Origin of the sequence: Pseudomonas sp. NFACC41-3, assembly GCF_900109505.1 — a bacterium.
GTDB classification, from domain to species: Bacteria; Pseudomonadota; Gammaproteobacteria; order Pseudomonadales; family Pseudomonadaceae; genus Aquipseudomonas; species Aquipseudomonas chlororaphis.
Window position 1 is genome coordinate 345,188 of record NZ_FOAE01000001.1, and the last position, 15,994, is coordinate 361,181.

Below are 15,994 nucleotides of genomic sequence, written 5' to 3' on the forward strand. Positions count from 1 at the left end.
TGAGGCGCCGTTCTACCATGGGCGGCTGTCGCGTTAGTTGTGATCTTGCAGGCTTCAGGATTAGCCCGCAGCGGAGTAAGTCAGCCACCAATCTCGTCGATGAATTCGTCCATGAAGCGCTTCAGGCGGGCATGGCGCACCTGCGCCAGGCGCGCGCCGGTCACGGTCTGGAAACCCTCGGCCAGGTGCAGCAGCTTGGTGTGGAAGTGGTCGAGGGTGAAGTTCAGGTCGTCGTAGCCGCGGTGTTCGGCGTGCGGGTCGTGGGGATCGTAGAAGGCTCGGTTCAACCGGCCGCCGACATAGAAGGTGCGGGCCACGCCGAGAGCGCCCAGGGCGTCGAGACGGTCGGCGTCCTGCAGGATCTTCGCCTCCAGGGTGCGAGCCTCGATGGCGGCGGAAAAACTGTGGGCTTCGATGGCGTGGGCCACCGCGGCGATCGTCGCTTCGGGCCAGCCCAGTCGGTGCAGCAGGGCCGCGGCCTTTTCCGCCGACAGGCGCGAGGCCTGGGCGCGCAGCGGTGAGCTCTTTTCCACGGCGACGCAATCGTGCAGCAGGGTGGCGGCCAGCAGCACTTGCAGATCGCCGCCGTCTCCCCGGGCGATGCGCCGCACATTGGCCCACACCCGCTGCAGGTGCGACAGGTCGTGGGCGCCGTCGTCGACGGGCTCCAGCGCGTGGGGCAGCAGGGTGTTGGCGAGATCGGGCAGGGGAGCAAAAGCGTCGGAAGTCATTTCAGCCAGGCAGTAAAAGTACAGGCGCACACTGTAGCCGCTGCCGCAGGCTGCGATAAGGCCCGCGGGACCTTCGGGCGTCGATAAAAGTGCCGTGCGCTTCGCGACCGATCGCAACCAGCGGCAGCGGCTACAGGTATCGGGCAATTCCGACATGGACAATCACCCGTCACGACCTCCAGGCATATCCCTGTGAAATACCCGTGCATGTCCTTCCCCTGTCGATTTAATATGGCCGCCTGCCTTCCAACCGAGACCCGCCGATGTCCGTCGAAATCCGTCCAGCCGTGCCCAGCGATGCACCGCAAATCCTTGCCTTCATCAGGGAGTTGGCCGATTACGAACGTGCTCGTCATGAGGTCATCGCCAGCGTCGCCGACATCGAACACAGCCTGTTCAGCGAGGGCGCCACGGCCCACGGCCTGATCTGCCTGCGCGACGGCGTGCCGATCGGTTTCGCGGTGTTTTTCTTCAGCTATTCCACTTGGCTGGGCAGCAATTGCCTGTACCTGGAAGACCTCTACATCACCCCCGCACAACGCGGCGGCGGCGCTGGCAAACAGCTGCTGCGGCACCTGGCGCGGATCGCCTGCGACAACGGTTGCGGGCGCTTCGAGTGGAGCGTGCTGGAGTGGAACGAACCGGCGATCCAGTTCTATAAATCCCTGGGCGCCCAGCCCCAGGAAGAGTGGGTGAGGTACCGCATGGATGGCGATGTGCTGCGCGCGTTCGCCCAGGGCTGATTTACCCGGCGTTTCTTTCGTGCAGGAGCGAGCTCGCTCGCGCTAGCAATCCTGACAGCCAACTCCATTCTCAAGGCAGCCCTCGAGCTCAGGGCTGCCGTCGTTCGACCAGGGCTCAGGCCTGCAGGCGCCAGCCCGCCATATGGGCGAGCGCGGACTATAAGGCAGCGTCTCTGGAGCGGACGAGGTTCTTTGCAAAGCTTGTAGAAGCAGCGGGTCGACGCTCGATTGCCCGCGATGATGCCCGCTCTGGCGCTGCATTTTTTGGACGGGGTACATATCCATTCCTGCGGTCACGGCGGCTTATGGTTCGCCCTTACGGCGACTCACTTTTTATCGACTGCCGTAGGAGCGAGGCTTGCCCGCGATGGCGCCGGTTCTGGCGCTGCCTTTTTCGGACAGAGTACATATCCGTTCCTGCGGTAACGGCGGCTTAGGGTTCCGCCCTTACGGCGGGTCACTTTTTTTCAAACGCCAAAAAAAGTAACCAAAAAACGCTTGCCCCTGCGTACGGCCTTCGCTGCGCTCAGGTTCCCTCGCTCCGGCGTCCATCAGGGGGCATCGACTCCGGTCGGCTTCGCTTCGACCTCCATACGATGTCCTCGACTGCGTCGAGGGGCGCTGCGCGCCATCCCCCTGATGAACGCCTCCACTCGGCCTCCCGATGGGGCGGGTAGATCAAGATCAAAAGCCAAAGCCAAAGCCATGCGCGACCTACCGGTCGGCGCTAAATCTTGTAGCCGCTGCCGAGCCCGCGAGGCTGCGATCGGCCTGGGCGGCATTCCGACGCAGCGGACGCCAGGTCTTGAGATCGCTGGAGGACCTTCGGTCCTATCGCAGCCTGCGGCAGCGACTACAGGGGATTTAAATCCCATAATATGGGAATGACATTTATATATTGAGATTTTATTCGGGTCGGGTTTATAGTCGCCGCCATCAGCTCTTACGCACTCACTGCCAAAAACAACTCACAGGTGAAGCGATGCAGGCGCAATTGATCGCGCTCGATTGGGGAACCACCTCCCTTCGTGCTTACAAACTCGCAGCAGGCGGCCAGGTGCTGGAACAGCGTGCGTTGACCTCGGGGGTCATGCAGTTGCCGAAGGTGGCACGGATGATTGCCGGCCAGCGCTGCGACGACGGTTTTGAACTGGCCTTCGATGAGGCCTGCGGCGACTGGCTCGACGCGCAACCGGGACTGCCGGTGATTGCCTGCGGCATGGTCGGCAGCGCCCAGGGCTGGCGCGAGGCCAGTTACTGCGAGACCCCGGCGGATGTCGCCCAGCTCGGGCAGGCCCTGGTGACCTTGCGCAGTCGGCGCGGGGTGGACGTGCATATCGTGCCGGGGGTGATCCAGCGTTCGCGCTTGCCGAACGTGATGCGGGGCGAAGAAACCCAGGTGCTGGGGGCGCTGCCGCAGCTGCCGGACGGGGCAGGGAACGACGTGCTGATCGGCCTGCCCGGCAGTCATTCCAAATGGGTGCAGGTGGCCGATGGCTGCATCGTCCATTTCGACACCTTCATGACCGGCGAGCTGTTCGCCGTGCTCAGTCAACACAGCATTCTCGGCCGCACCCAGGAGCGGGGCGCGCCATTCGACGCCGAGGCCTTCGACCGCGGCGTGCAGGTGGCCTTGTCCGCCGAGGGCGAAATCGGCCCGCTGTCGACCCTGTTCAGCGCCCGCAGCCTGGGGTTGACCGGTGAACTCAGCGGTCGCGCCCAACCGGACTATCTGTCGGGCCTGCTGATCGGCCACGAACTTTGCGCATTGGCCTCTGTGCAGCGGCGCCGGCGTCACAGCGACCCATTGCCGTCGATCGTGCTGATCGGCAATTCCCAGCTTTGCGCCCGTTACAGCCGGGCCTTGTCCGCCTGCGGTTTTCCCCGGGCAATCCTGGCCGAACAGGCTACCGAACGCGGTCTATGGCACCTGGCCGAAGCGGCCGGGCTGCTGGCGCGCGTCCCTTGCGTTCACCCTTGAAAAGAGGTCCGACATGCTCAAGCAAGCACTGGCACATAACGGCCTGATCGCCATTCTCCGGGGGCTGCGTCCGCCAGAAGCGGCGGCCATCGGCGAAGTGCTGTATCAGGCGGGGTTTCGGGTTATCGAGGTGCCGCTCAATTCGCCACAACCCTTTGACAGCATCCGCATCCTGCGCGACGCCTTGCCCGCCGATTGCCTGATCGGCGCCGGTACGGTGCTGACCCCGGAGCAGGTCGAGCAGGTCAAGGCCGCGGGCGGCCAGGTGATCGTCATGCCCCACAGCGATACCAAGGTGCTGCGCGCGGCCAGGGCCGCCGGCCTCTATCTGTCGCCCGGCGTGGCCACGCCGACCGAGGCCTTTGCCGCGCTGGCCGAAGGCGCCGACGTGCTCAAGCTGTTTCCCGCCGAGCAGATGGGCCCGGCGGTGGTCAAGGCCTGGCTCGCGGTATTGCCGGCCGGCACCGTGTTGCTGCCGGTGGGCGGGATCACCCCGGACAACATGCAGGTGTTCGTCGACGCCGGGGTCAAGGGCTTCGGCCTCGGTTCCGGGTTGTTCAAGCCAGGGATGAGCGCCGCCGAGGTGGCGACCCGCGCCAAGGCCTATGTCGCCGCCTGGAATGCGCTGCGTTAAGACTTTTTGGCGCCCTCGGCGCTGCATCCGACAAGAGAGACAAGAAGATGAAAATCACCAAGTTGACCACCTTTATCGTTCCGCCGCGCTGGTGCTTTCTCAAGGTCGAGACCGACGAGGGTGTCACCGGCTGGGGCGAGCCCGTGGTCGAAGGTCGGGCGCACACGGTGGCCGCCGCCGTGGACGAACTGGCCGATTACCTGATCGGCAAGGACCCGCGCAATATCGAGGACATCTGGACCGTGCTTTACCGCGGCGGCTTCTACCGCGGCGGCGCCATCCACATGAGTGCCCTGGCCGGGATCGACCAGGCGCTGTGGGACATCAAGGGCAAGGCCCTGGGGGTGTCGGTCAGCGACCTGCTGGGCGGCCAGGTGCGGGACAAGATCCGCGTCTATTCGTGGATCGGCGGCGACCGTCCGGCCGACACCGCGCGTGCCGCCAAAGAGGCGGTGGCGCGTGGTTTTACCGCGGTGAAGATGAACGGCACCGAGGAGCTGCAGTTCCTCGACACCTTCGACAAGGTCGACCTGGCCCTGGCCAACGTCGCCGCGGTGCGTGACGCAGTCGGCCCCAACGTCGGGATCGGCGTCGACTTCCATGGCCGGGTGCACAAGCCCATGGCCAAGGTGCTGATGAAGGAACTCGATCCCTACAAACTGATGTTTATCGAAGAGCCGGTGCTCAGCGAAAACTACGAGGCCCTCAAGGAACTGGCGCCGCTGACCAACACGCCGATTGCCCTGGGCGAGCGGCTGTTCTCGCGCTGGGATTTCAAGCGGGTGCTCAGCGAAGGTTACGTCGACATCATCCAGCCGGACGCTTCCCATGCCGGCGGTATCACCGAAACCCGCAAGATCGCCAACATGGCCGAAGCCTACGACGTGGCCCTGGCCCTGCATTGCCCGCTGGGGCCGATTGCCCTGGCCGCTTGCCTGCAACTGGACGCGGCCTGCTACAACGCCTTCATCCAGGAGCAGAGCCTGGGCATCCATTACAACGAAAGCAACGACCTGCTGGATTACGTCAAGGACCCGCGCGTCTTCGACTACCAGCAAGGCATGGTGAAGATTCCCAACGGCCCGGGCCTGGGCATCGAGATCAACGAGGAATACGTCATCGAGCGCGCGGCCATTGGCCACCGCTGGCGCAACCCGATCTGGCGCCACGCCGACGGCAGCTTCGCCGAATGGTGAGTTGATTCATCGCTGATAGGAGCGAGCTTGCTCGCGATGCCGGCGCGGTGCAGCAACCGACGCTCGCGAGTAAGCCCGTTCCTGCAGGTACATAGCTGCATAGCCCTCAATAACCATAAGAAGAGGCATTCCCATGCAACCGCAGACCTTCATCGGGCAGGCGTCGCTGGTCGCGCCGAGCCGCAAGCGTTTTTTCATCATGGTGCTGTTGTTCATCACGGTGGTGATCAACTACCTGGACCGCAGCAACCTGTCGATCGCCGCGCCGGCCTTGACCCGCGACCTGGGCATCGACCCTATCCACGTCGGGCTGATTTTCTCGGCCTTCGGCTGGACTTACGCCGCCATGCAGATCCCCGGTGGCTGGCTGGTGGACCGGGTGCCGCCGCGCATTCTCTACACGGCGGCACTGCTGCTGTGGTCGCTGGCGACCGTGATGCTCGGCTTTGCCGCCAGCTTCATCGCCCTGTTCGTCCTGCGCATGGCGGTGGGCGCGCTGGAGGCGCCGGCCTATCCGATCAACAGCCGGGTGGTGACCACCTGGTTTCCCGAGCGCGAACGCGCCACGGCCATCGGCTTTTACACTTCCGGGCAGTTTGTCGGGCTGGCTTTTCTCACCCCGGTGCTGGCCTGGCTGCAGCATGCCTTTGGCTGGCACATGGTGTTTGTCGTCACCGGTGCGGTGGGCATTCTGTGGGCGGCGATCTGGTACGCGGTGTATCGCGAACCACGGGATTTCAAGGGCGCCAACCCGGCGGAAATCGACCTGATCCGCCAGGGTGGCGGCCTGGTGGATATCCAGCGTGAGACGGCCAGGAGCAAGGCGCGTTTCAGCTGGACCGACCTGGGGATTGTCCTGAGCAAGCGCAAGCTGTGGGGCATTTATCTGGGGCAGTTCTGCCTCAATTCGACCCTGTGGTTTTTCCTCACCTGGTTCCCCACTTACCTGGTGAAGTACCGCGGCATGGATTTCATCAAGTCCGGCCTGCTGGCGTCGCTGCCGTTCCTCGCGGCCTTTGTCGGCGTGCTGTGTTCCGGGTTCTTCTCCGACTGGCTGATCCGGCGCGGCGCCTCGGTGGGTTTTGCCCGCAAGCTGCCGATCATTGGCGGGCTGCTGATTTCCACCTCGATCATCGGTGCCAATTTCGTCGAGTCGACACCGCTGGTGATCGCCTTCCTGGCCCTGGCGTTCTTCGGCAATGGCCTGGCCTCGATCACCTGGTCGCTGGTCTCGACCCTGGCGCCGGCGCGGTTGCTGGGGCTGACCGGCGGGGTATTCAACTTCATCGGCAACCTGTCGGCGATCGCCACGCCGATCGTCATCGGCTTCCTGGCCAGCGGCGACTCCTTTGCCCCGGCCATTACCTACATTGCCGTGCTGGCGCTGGCGGGGGCCCTGTCCTACGTGCTGCTGGTGGGCAAGGTCGAGCGTATCGAGTTGTAGTGGCGGGGGGCGGGCGACCATAATGCCGCCCGTTCTCACCCTCGGAAGGCTGGATATGCAGGACGACGCAGCAAAGACCGCCAAGGATGCCGCCCCCACCGGTACCCAGACATTGCTCCGTGGCCTGGCGGTAGTGCAGGCCGTGGCCAGCGGTGCCCGCGACCTCAAGGAAATCGCCCGGCTGATCGGCACCACCCGCAGCACCACCCATCGCCTGGCCAGTTGCCTGGTGGACGAGCGTTATTTGAGGGTGATGCCGCAGGTCGGCTACCTGTTGGGGCCGAAGCTGATCGAGCTGGGTTTCCAGGCCCGCGAGGCCTTGCCGTTGGTGACCCTGGCCAGGCCGTTTCTCGACCAGCTGTCGGCGTTGACCGGCGACACCATTCACCTGGCGATTCGCGAAGACGACGATGTGCTGTACCTGCACAAGAACCCGGGGCGCAACGGCCCGGAAATGCGCTCGCGGGTCGGCCATCGCATGCCGCTGGCGCGCACCGGGATCGGCAAGGCGCTGCTGCTCGATAGCCCGCCCCAGGAGTGGCAGCGCTTATATGAAGCGAGCCTGCCGGCGGGGGGCAGGAATGCGCTCTGGCCGCAGCACGAAGAGCCGACCTGGGAGCAGTTCCAGCAGCGCATGCAGGACTATGTGGCGGGGGGGTATGCCTTCGACCTGGAGGACAACGAACCGTCGATCCGTTGCGTGGCGGCGCCGGTCCGCGATGCCAGCGGCCAGATCGTCGCCGGTATCAGCATCGCCAGCACCGTGCCGTACATGCCGCTGGAAAAAATGGCCGAGCTGATCCCGGTGATCAAGCAGGCCGCCGCTGGCATCTCCGCCGAACTCGGCGGCTGACTCAGGTTTCCATAGGCGCGAAGCTTGCCCGCGATGGCATTTTTCCAGGTCCATCGCCATCGCGGGCAAGCCTCGCTCCTACAGAACGCGGTTTATTGCTTGAGGGTGGCCATGTCGATGACGAAGCGGTATTTCACATCGCCGGCGATCATCCGCGCGTAAGCCTCGTTGATCTGGCGGATGTCGAGCATTTCGATGTCGCAGGTGATGTTGTGCTCGGCGCAGAAATCCAGCACTTCCTGGGTTTCGGCGATGCCGCCGATCAGCGAGCCGGCCAGCACGCGACGGCCCAGCACCAGCTTGGCCGCGTGCACGGGCGGGTCCACCGGTTCGATCAGGCCGACCAGGATGTGTACGCCGTCAAAACGCAGGGTATCCAGGTAGGGGTTGAGGTCGTGTTGCACCGGGATGGTGTCCAGCAGGAAGTCGAAGCGGCCGGCCGCGGCCTTCATCTGTTCGGCATCGGTGGAGACGATCACATGATCGGCGCCCTGGCGACGGGCTTCCTCGGCCTTGCTCGCCGAACGGGTGAACAGGGTCACTTCTGCGCCCAGGGCCTTGGCGAACTTGATGCCCATGTGGCCCAGGCCACCCATGCCGAGAATGCCCACCTTGTCGCCGGCCTTCACCCCATAATGCTTGAGCGGCGAGTAGGTGGTGATGCCCGCGCAGAGGATCGGCGCGGCGCTGGCCAGGTCGAGTTTTTCGGGAATGCGCACGACAAAGTGCTCGCTGACCACGATGCTGTCGGAGTACCCGCCCATGGTGTTGCTGCCGTCGACCCGGTCCGGAGTGGCGTAGGTCATGGTCGGGCCTTCCAGGCAGTATTGCTCCAGGTTGGCGGCGCAGGCCTCGCAATGCCGGCAGGAGTCGACCATGCAGCCGACGCCGACCAGATCGCCCACCTTGTGCCTGGTCACTTGGGCGCCGACGGCGGTGACCTTGCCGACGATTTCGTGGCCCGGCATCAGCGGGTACACGGCGATGCCCCATTCATTGCGGGCCTGGTGGATATCGGAGTGGCAGACGCCGCAGTAGAGAATCTCGATCGCCACGTCATCCGGACGCGGGCTGCGGCGCTGAAAACTCATGGGGGCGAGGGGCGTGGTGGCGGACTGGGCGGCGTAACCGATGGCTGTGTACATGATGAACCTCGCAAAAGCACTGACAGGTGAGGCGGGCCATTCTCGGCGCCGCTGCCTGGCGCGAACATGGCGATTCCTCGGCATGTCATGCCTATTCCTCCGCCATCGGCTATTTGCGCGCGGCATTGGCGTGCAGACCTGCGATGATGTTTTCATCCCTTTTTCCGTGAAGTTTTCCCCATGTTGTTGACCCGCCATCTCGATGCCAATGCCACCCTGGTGTCCCTGATCCAGCCTCTTGCGACCCGCGACGGTTTCGTTCCCACGGGGCTGCCCGGGGTCCAGGTGTTGCGGGCCAGTTGCGACGTGGCCCGCGGCCCGCATATCTACGAGCCGAGCCTGATGATCATCGTCCAGGGCAGCAAGCTGGCGTACCTGGGCCCGCGGACCCTGGAGTACGGCGCTGGGCATTACCTGATCCAGGCGCTGTCGGTGCCCTTCGAGTGCGAGACCTTCGCCATGCCCAATGCGCCATTGCTGGGGGTGTCCATCGCCATCGACCGGGCGCTGTTGGGCGAGCTGGTGCTGGCGATGGGCGTTGCCGCGGGGCGCAGTGCCCAGGCGCAGACCCCGGAGTCGATGACCTCGGTGGTGCTCGACGACACGATGCGCGGTTGCGTGGAGCGCCTGCTGCGCTGCCTGCACGATCCTCTGGAGTGCAAGGTGATGGGCCAGGCGCGCTTGCGCGAATTGATGTTCACCGTCTTGCGCGGGCCGCAGGCCGATGTACTGCGCGCGCTGGTGGAACAGCACGGGCAGTTTGCCCGGGTGGCGGCCTCGCTGAATCACTTGCACGAGCATTATACCGAGCCGCTGAACGTCGAGACCCTGGCCCGTTGCGCGAACATGAGCACCTCGACCTTTCATGAGCACTTCAAGCGCAGCACGCTGCTGTCGCCGGTGCAGTACCTCAAGCGCCTGCGCTTGCTCAAGGCGCAGCAGTTGCTGCTGGGGGAAGGGCTGGGCGTGGCCCAGGTGGCGCATCGGGTGGGCTACCAGAGCACCTCGCAGTTCAGCCGTGAATACAAGCGCTACTTCGAGCGCAATCCGGGGGATGAGCGAGCAGCGTGATGGGAGGCGCTCGTCTGGAGGAGCGAGGCTTGCCCGCGATGAAGGGTGAGATGGTCTGACAGATACATCGCCAAATCCTTATCGCACGCAAGCTGTGCTCCTACAGAAGCAGGGCAGTGGCGCCGGCAATAAAAAAGGCTCCCATTCGGGAGCCTTTTTCTTCAAGCGTACGCCTTACATGTTCGGGTAAGTCGGACCGCCCGCGCCTTCCGGCGCGACCCAGGTGATGTTCTGCGCAGGGTCCTTGATGTCGCAGGTCTTGCAGTGCACACAGTTCTGGGCGTTGATCTGGAAGCGCTTCTCGCCGTCTTCCTTGGTGATCACTTCATACACCCCGGCCGGGCAGTAGCGTTGAGCTGGCTCATCGTACAGCGGCAGGTTCTTGCCGATCGGGATGCTCGGATCGGTCAGCTTCAGGTGGCAAGGCTGTTCTTCTTCATGGTTGGTGCCCGAGATGAACACCGAACTGAGTTTGTCGAAGCTGAGCTTGCCGTCCGGTTTCGGGTAGTCGATCTTCTTGCAGTCCGCGGCCAGCTTCAGGCAGGCGTAGTCCGGCTTGGTGTCGTGCAGGGTGAACGGCAGCTTGCCACCGAAGAGGTTCTGGTCGACCCAGTTGAAACCGCCGCCGACGATGGCGCCGTACTTATGGATCGCCGGGCCGAAGTTGCGGCTGGCGAACAGTTCTTCGTACAGCCAGCTGGACTTGAACGCTTCTACATAGGTGTTCAGCTCGTCGGCGCCTTCGGAACCGGCGAACAGCGCATCGGCCACGGCGTCAGCGGCGAGCATGCCGGACTTCATGGCGGTGTGGCTGCCCTTGATCTTGGCGAAGTTCAGGGTGCCCAGGTCGCAACCGATCAGCGCGCCGCCCTTGAACACCATCTTCGGCAGCGAGTTCAGGCCGCCTTTGCAGATGGCGCGCGCGCCGTAGCTGACGCGCTTGCCGCCTTCGAGGTACTGCTTGAGCACCGGGTGATGCTTGAGGCGCTGGAATTCGTCGAACGGCGACAGGTAGGTGTTGCTGTAGGACAGGTCGACGATCAGGCCGACCACCACCTGGTTGTTTTCCAGGTGATAAAGGAAGGAGCCGCCAGTGTTCTCGGTGCCCATGATGTCCAGCGGCCAGCCGGCGGTGTGGACCACCAGGCCTGGCTGATGCTTGGCCGGATCGATTTCCCAGATTTCCTTGAGGCCGATGCCGTAGTGCTGGGCGTCGGCGTCGCTGTCCAGGTTGAAGCGCTTGATCAGTTGCTTGCCGATGTGGCCACGGCAGCCTTCGGCGAACAGGGTGTACTTGCCACGCAGTTCCATGCCGGGGGTGTACAGGCCTTCCTTCGGATTGCCTTCGCGGTCGACACCCAGGTCGCCGGTGATGATCCCGCGGACCACGCCGTTCTCGTCGAACAGCGCTTCCTGGGCGGCGAAGCCCGGATAGATTTCCACGCCCAGGTTCTCGGCCTGCTGGGCCAGCCAGCGGCACAGGTTGCCCAGGGAGATGATGTAGTTGCCTTCGTTGTGCATGGTCTTGGGCACAAAGAAGTCGGGAACTTTGGTCGCGCTGTCGGCGTTTTTCAGGACATAGATGTCATCGCGCTTGACCGGGGTGTTCAGCGGGGCGCCGAGTTCCTTCCAGTCCGGAAACAGCTCGTTCAGGGCGCGCGGTTCGAACACGGCGCCGGAAAGAATGTGAGCACCGACTTCGGAGCCTTTCTCGACCACGCAGACGCTGATTTCCTTACCGGCTTCGGCGGCCTTCTGTTTCAGTCGGCAGGCGGCGGACAAGCCAGCGGGGCCGGCACCGACGATGACCACGTCGAATTCCATGTATTCGCGTTCCACTAGGCTATCTCCTACTCAAGGCTCAACGGTTTTTTTCTAATTGGAGGTTGGGTGTCGCATCGATGGTTTTCTCCGCCAAACAGGGGAGGGGACAATGAACGACCCGCCTTTCTCTCTAGGCGGCGCATTATATCTACACCACTCTTAGCGTCCAATACAAACGTTTGTTTGAATTTGCTGCAGCCCATGTAAATCAAAGAAGCGCGGCTTATGACTGGCCATTTTGGCGTATTGACCAGAATAGGCGTTCCGGTCAAGATACGGTCGGTTTTGCGCTCGCCGTAGGCTGACTGTTGGTTTCAAGAGCACCTCTAAAGACAGGGCGAAGGCAGTACAAGGTGACGCAACGCGCAGTTTACACGCCGCGATAAAGAATGACCGGCCAGTCGCTACTGACGAACGGTCATCATCCCGTGAGCAAGGTCATCTGTCTGCTGTTGCAAGAGTCCATGCCAGCGTTTTTAGAGGTGCCCTTGTGCCCGATGAGCATCAACCGCCAGGTTCGCCTAGGCGACTTTCTTTTCACCGGAGAGTAACGAGGAATCCATGAAGGTTCTTGTAGCTGTCAAACGCGTTGTCGATTACAACGTCAAGGTTCGCGTCAAGGCGGACAATTCCGGCGTCGACCTCGCCAACGTCAAGATGTCGATGAACCCTTTCTGCGAAATCGCAGTGGAAGAAGCCGTACGCCTGAAAGAAAAAGGCGTAGCGACTGAAATCGTCGTCGTCTCCATCGGTCCCGCTACTGCTCAAGAGCAACTGCGTACCGCCCTGGCGCTGGGTGCCGATCGTGCCATCCTCGTCGAGTCCGCTGATGAACTGAACTCCCTGGCCGTGGCCAAGCTGCTCAAGGCCGTGGTCGACAAGGAACAGCCTCAACTGGTGATCCTTGGCAAGCAAGCCATCGACAGCGACAACAACCAGACCGGCCAGATGCTGGCAGCCCTGAGCGGCTACGCTCAAGGCACCTTCGCCTCCAAGGTCGAAGTGTCGGGCGACAAGGTTGCCGTGACCCGTGAAATCGACGGCGGCCTGCAAACCGTTTCGCTGAACCTGCCCGCGATCGTCACCACCGACCTGCGTTTGAACGAGCCGCGCTACGCGTCTCTGCCAAACATCATGAAAGCCAAGAAGAAGCCGCTTGAAGTGCTGACTCCTGATGCTTTGGGCGTTTCCACCGCCTCTACCAACAAGACCCTGAAAGTCGAAGCGCCGGCTGCACGCAGCGCGGGTATCAAGGTCAAGTCGGTCGCTGAACTGGTCGAGAAACTGAAAAACGAAGCGAAGGTAATCTGATCATGACTATCTTGGTAATCGCTGAACACGACAACAAGGTGCTGGCTCCGGCCACCCTGAACACCGTTGCCGCCGCTGCCAAAATTGGCGGCGACATCCACGTCCTGGTCGCCGGCCAGGGCGCTGGCGCCGTGGCTGAGGCCGCCGCGAAAATCGCTGGCGTGAGCAAAGTCCTGTCCGCCGACAACGCAGCCTACGCGCATCAGCTGCCGGAAAACGTTGCCCCTCTGGTTGCGGAGCTGGGCAAGGGCTACAGCCACATCCTGGCCGCCGCCACTTCCAACGGCAAAAACATCCTGCCGCGCGTTGCCGCGCAGCTGGACGTCGACCAGATCTCCGAGATCATCTCGGTAGAAAGCGCCGACACCTTCAAGCGTCCGATCTATGCCGGTAACGCCATCGCTACCGTGCAATCGAACGCCGCCGTGAAGGTCATCACCGTGCGCGCCACCGGTTTCGATCCGGTTGCCGCCGAAGGCGGTTCGGCCGCTGTCGAAGCGGTTGCTGCCGCTCACGATGCCGGCAAATCGAGCTTCGTCGGCGAAGAGCTGGCCAAGTCCGACCGTCCTGAACTGACTGCTGCCAAGATCGTCATTTCCGGCGGCCGCGGCATGCAGAACGGCGACAACTTCAAACACCTGTACGCCCTGGCCGACAAGCTGGGCGCTGCCGTGGGTGCTTCGCGCGCCGCGGTCGACGCAGGTTTCGTACCCAACGACATGCAGGTCGGCCAGACCGGCAAGATCGTGGCGCCACAGCTGTACATCGCCGTCGGTATTTCCGGCGCGATCCAGCACCTGGCCGGTATGAAAGACTCCAAGGTGATCGTTGCGATCAACAAGGACGAAGAAGCGCCGATCTTCCAGGTGGCCGATTACGGCCTGGTGGCGGATTTGTTCGAAGCCGTACCAGAGCTGGAGAAGCTGGTCTAATCCAGCGGCTTCACTTATAAGAGAGCCCGGTCTTTTGGCCGGGCTTTTTTATTGTCTGGGATTTGAGTGGGAGAATTTCGCCATGGATCTGCGCCGCCTGGGTGGCCTCTCAGTGCTGCTGGGACTGACACTGATGCCGTTGTCGTCGATGGCCGCCGGTAAATGCGAGCGCCTGGTGGTGACCGGCAGTCCGGATGCCCCGCCGTATCTGTGGCGCGACCCGCAGGACCCCAGCCACCTGATTGGCGCCAGCGCCGAACTGTTGCAACACGTGGCGCAGGAACTGGGGATCAAGGTCGAGTTGTTGTATGCCGGCAAACGCTCCGCCGCCCTGGATGAAGTGCGCAGCGGGCGCATGGACATGCTGGCCGACGCGCCGCTGACGGTGAGTGAGCTGGAAGCGCTGGACTACATTCATCCGCCGCTGCTGGAGAACGATTTCCTGGTCTGGACCCGCAAGGGCTCGACGTTGAGCTACAGCCAGCCGTCGGACCTGCATGGGCATACCGGCGCATTGTCGGAAAGGGCGCGCCTGACGCCGCCCTTCGAGGCCTTCGCCAAGGAGCAATTGAGCCTGACCCGCATGCCGAATCTGACCCAGGCATTCCAGAAACTGTTGCTGGGGGAGGTGGAGTACGTACTGGCCGGACGCTACGCCGGCATGGCCCTGGCCCAGTCGCTGGGCATGGCCAACGATCTGCTGGCATTCCCGCAGCCTGCCGACAAACCTGGCCTGTTCCTGGCCATCTCGCACAACTCCGCCTGCAACGACCCATGGTTGCGCGGACAGTTGGCGAAAAAGATGACAGAATTGCCCGCGTCCGGTCTGACGGAAGCCGTGCTGCAGCGCAATCTCGAGCGTTGGAAGGCACAGTTGCAGCAACCTGTCAGCACCCCCAAACAGTAGGGATTTCTAGTGAGTATTCGACCTCTTTTCGCTGCCCTGGCCGTCCTGGCTCTGGCGGGTTGCGCAGCCGATCCGGCGCCGAATGAACAAATGCGCCTGACCGAACAAACCCTGGCCCAGGCCAAGGCCGTGGGAGCCACGGCAGAGGATGTGCCGGAAATGAAACTGGCCGAGGACAAATTCGCCCGCGCCCAACGCAACATGCAGGAAGAGTCGTTCAAGCACGCGCGCATGCGTGCCGAGCAGGCGGAACTGGATGCGCGCCTGGCCGAGGCGCGGGTCCTGACCCTGAAAAGCCAGGAACAGCTGAACCTCGTCCAGACTCGCATCACTCGTCTGCGCAAGCAGTTGGGAGATGCCCAATGATTCGTCTGACTCGAGTATTGGGTGGCGCCCTGCTGATCGCCTGCACCGGCCTCTACGGCTGCGCCGGGCAACGCAGCGAAGCAGCGCTGGAACAGGCCGGCGAGGACTTCCAGAAGGTCAAGGAAGATTCCAATGTGCTGCGCATCGCGCCCAAGGATGTGATCCGCGCCGGTGAGTCCCTGGCCCGGGCCGATCGCCTGTCCAGTTACTGGGGCAGCGGTTCGGATGTGGTGCACTACGCCTACCTCAGCCAGCGCTACAGCGAAATCGCTCGCGAGCACACCAACCAGGCACTGAACCAGGAGCAGGCGGCCAAGCTCGAACTCGAACGCCAGCGCCTGCAACTGGCCCTGCGCGAGGCCAAGCTGCTGAGCGTGCAGCAGCAGGGCAAGTGGCTGGAAGAGCAGATCATCAACCTGGCCACGACCCAGACCGATCGTGGGCTGGTGATGACCCTGGGCGATGTGCTGTTCGATACCGGCGAAGCGGAGCTGAAGAGCTCGGCCAATCGTACCGTGCTCAAAGTCGTGCAGTTTCTCCAGCTCAACCCCAAGCGTGTGGTGCGGATCGAGGGCTACACGGACAACACCGGCGACAAGCAGAGCAATCTGAAACTGTCCCGCGACCGGGCGCAGGCCGTGGCCGATATCCTGGTGGACCTGGGCGTCGAGGAGAAACGGGTCCAGGTCGAAGGTTATGGCGATGAGTACCCGGTCGAGGCCAACGCCTCGGAACGTGGGCGGGCGCAGAACCGTCGGGTGGAAATTGTCTTCTCCGACGAGAAAGGCCAGTTGGGCGCCGCGCGCTAAGACGCAGCGGCTCAAGACAACCCGGCTTCCCCCGTGGAGCCGGGTTT

General features: G+C 63.1%; 15 protein-coding genes. 12 read left to right on the forward strand and 3 right to left on the reverse strand.

Features of this window, described 5'->3' with window-relative positions; all coding sequences use genetic code 11:
• Window positions 1–80: 80 nt before the first annotated feature.
• The gene (locus BMY68_RS01580) at window positions 81–731 is read right to left on the reverse strand and encodes an HD domain-containing protein (protein ID WP_085530508.1); all 651 of its coding nucleotides are present in this window, start codon (window positions 729–731) and stop codon (window positions 81–83) included.
• Between the two features lie 263 nt (window positions 732–994).
• Here BMY68_RS01580 and BMY68_RS01585 point away from each other — a divergent pair, with 263 nt between their 5' ends.
• From BMY68_RS01585 to BMY68_RS01615, 6 genes are all read left to right on the forward strand, one after another.
• Window positions 995–1,474 (forward strand): GNAT family N-acetyltransferase, encoded by a 480-nt coding sequence (locus BMY68_RS01585; RefSeq protein WP_009042869.1) that lies wholly within the window; start codon window positions 995–997, stop codon window positions 1,472–1,474.
• A gap of 982 nt (window positions 1,475–2,456) precedes the next feature.
• The gene (locus BMY68_RS01595) at window positions 2,457–3,455 is read left to right on the forward strand and encodes a 2-dehydro-3-deoxygalactonokinase (protein WP_085530244.1); all 999 of its coding nucleotides are present in this window, start codon (window positions 2,457–2,459) and stop codon (window positions 3,453–3,455) included.
• 13 nt (window positions 3,456–3,468) lie between these two features.
• Window positions 3,469–4,089: a 2-dehydro-3-deoxy-6-phosphogalactonate aldolase gene (locus tag BMY68_RS01600; protein ID WP_085530245.1), complete on the forward strand. Its 621-nt coding sequence runs from the start codon at window positions 3,469–3,471 to the stop codon at window positions 4,087–4,089.
• A 47-nt stretch (window positions 4,090–4,136) separates the two neighbouring features.
• Window positions 4,137–5,285, forward strand: a complete 1,149-nt coding sequence (gene dgoD / locus BMY68_RS01605) for a galactonate dehydratase (protein ID WP_009042872.1) — start codon at window positions 4,137–4,139, stop codon at window positions 5,283–5,285.
• Between the two features lie 133 nt (window positions 5,286–5,418).
• On the forward strand, window positions 5,419–6,729 hold the full coding sequence (locus BMY68_RS01610) for an MFS transporter (protein ID WP_062823165.1): 1,311 nt from the start codon (window positions 5,419–5,421) through the stop codon (window positions 6,727–6,729).
• Between the two features lie 55 nt (window positions 6,730–6,784).
• Window positions 6,785–7,582, forward strand: coding sequence for an IclR family transcriptional regulator (locus BMY68_RS01615; RefSeq protein ID WP_085530246.1), 798 nt, complete (start codon window positions 6,785–6,787; stop codon window positions 7,580–7,582).
• A gap of 92 nt (window positions 7,583–7,674) precedes the next feature.
• Here BMY68_RS01615 and BMY68_RS01620 read toward each other — a convergent pair whose 3' ends face one another.
• The gene (locus tag BMY68_RS01620) at window positions 7,675–8,727 is read right to left on the reverse strand and encodes an NAD(P)-dependent alcohol dehydrogenase (protein ID WP_085530247.1); all 1,053 of its coding nucleotides are present in this window, start codon (window positions 8,725–8,727) and stop codon (window positions 7,675–7,677) included.
• 180 nt (window positions 8,728–8,907) lie between these two features.
• Between BMY68_RS01620 and BMY68_RS01625 the strand changes: the two genes are divergently transcribed.
• Window positions 8,908–9,798 (forward strand): AraC family transcriptional regulator, encoded by an 891-nt coding sequence (locus BMY68_RS01625; protein ID WP_009042876.1) that lies wholly within the window; start codon window positions 8,908–8,910, stop codon window positions 9,796–9,798.
• A 174-nt stretch (window positions 9,799–9,972) separates the two neighbouring features.
• Here the strand turns inward: BMY68_RS01625 and BMY68_RS01630 are convergent, their stop codons facing one another.
• Window positions 9,973–11,637: an electron transfer flavoprotein-ubiquinone oxidoreductase gene (locus tag BMY68_RS01630; protein WP_062823162.1), complete on the reverse strand. Its 1,665-nt coding sequence runs from the start codon at window positions 11,635–11,637 to the stop codon at window positions 9,973–9,975.
• Window positions 11,638–12,183: 546 nt separating this feature from the next.
• On the opposite strand from BMY68_RS01630, the gene BMY68_RS01635 reads away from it, so the two are divergent.
• From BMY68_RS01635 to BMY68_RS01655, 5 genes are all read left to right on the forward strand, one after another.
• A complete protein-coding gene (locus BMY68_RS01635) occupies window positions 12,184–12,933 on the forward strand; it encodes an electron transfer flavoprotein subunit beta/FixA family protein (RefSeq protein WP_007928126.1) in 750 nt (249 codons plus the stop codon).
• A 2-nt stretch (window positions 12,934–12,935) separates the two neighbouring features.
• Window positions 12,936–13,865 carry an electron transfer flavoprotein subunit alpha/FixB family protein gene (locus BMY68_RS01640; protein WP_009042879.1) on the forward strand — a complete coding sequence of 310 codons (930 nt, stop codon included), beginning with the start codon at window positions 12,936–12,938 and terminating at the stop codon, window positions 13,863–13,865.
• 82 nt (window positions 13,866–13,947) lie between these two features.
• Window positions 13,948–14,772: a substrate-binding periplasmic protein gene (locus BMY68_RS01645; RefSeq protein WP_009042880.1), complete on the forward strand. Its 825-nt coding sequence runs from the start codon at window positions 13,948–13,950 to the stop codon at window positions 14,770–14,772.
• A 9-nt stretch (window positions 14,773–14,781) separates the two neighbouring features.
• Window positions 14,782–15,138: a DUF4398 domain-containing protein gene (locus BMY68_RS01650; RefSeq protein ID WP_009042881.1), complete on the forward strand. Its 357-nt coding sequence runs from the start codon at window positions 14,782–14,784 to the stop codon at window positions 15,136–15,138.
• Window positions 15,135–15,947, forward strand: coding sequence for an OmpA family protein (locus tag BMY68_RS01655; protein ID WP_009042882.1), 813 nt, complete (start codon window positions 15,135–15,137; stop codon window positions 15,945–15,947). The genes BMY68_RS01650 and BMY68_RS01655 overlap by 4 nt, the downstream gene beginning before the upstream one ends.
• The last annotated feature ends 47 nt before the right edge of the window (window positions 15,948–15,994 follow it).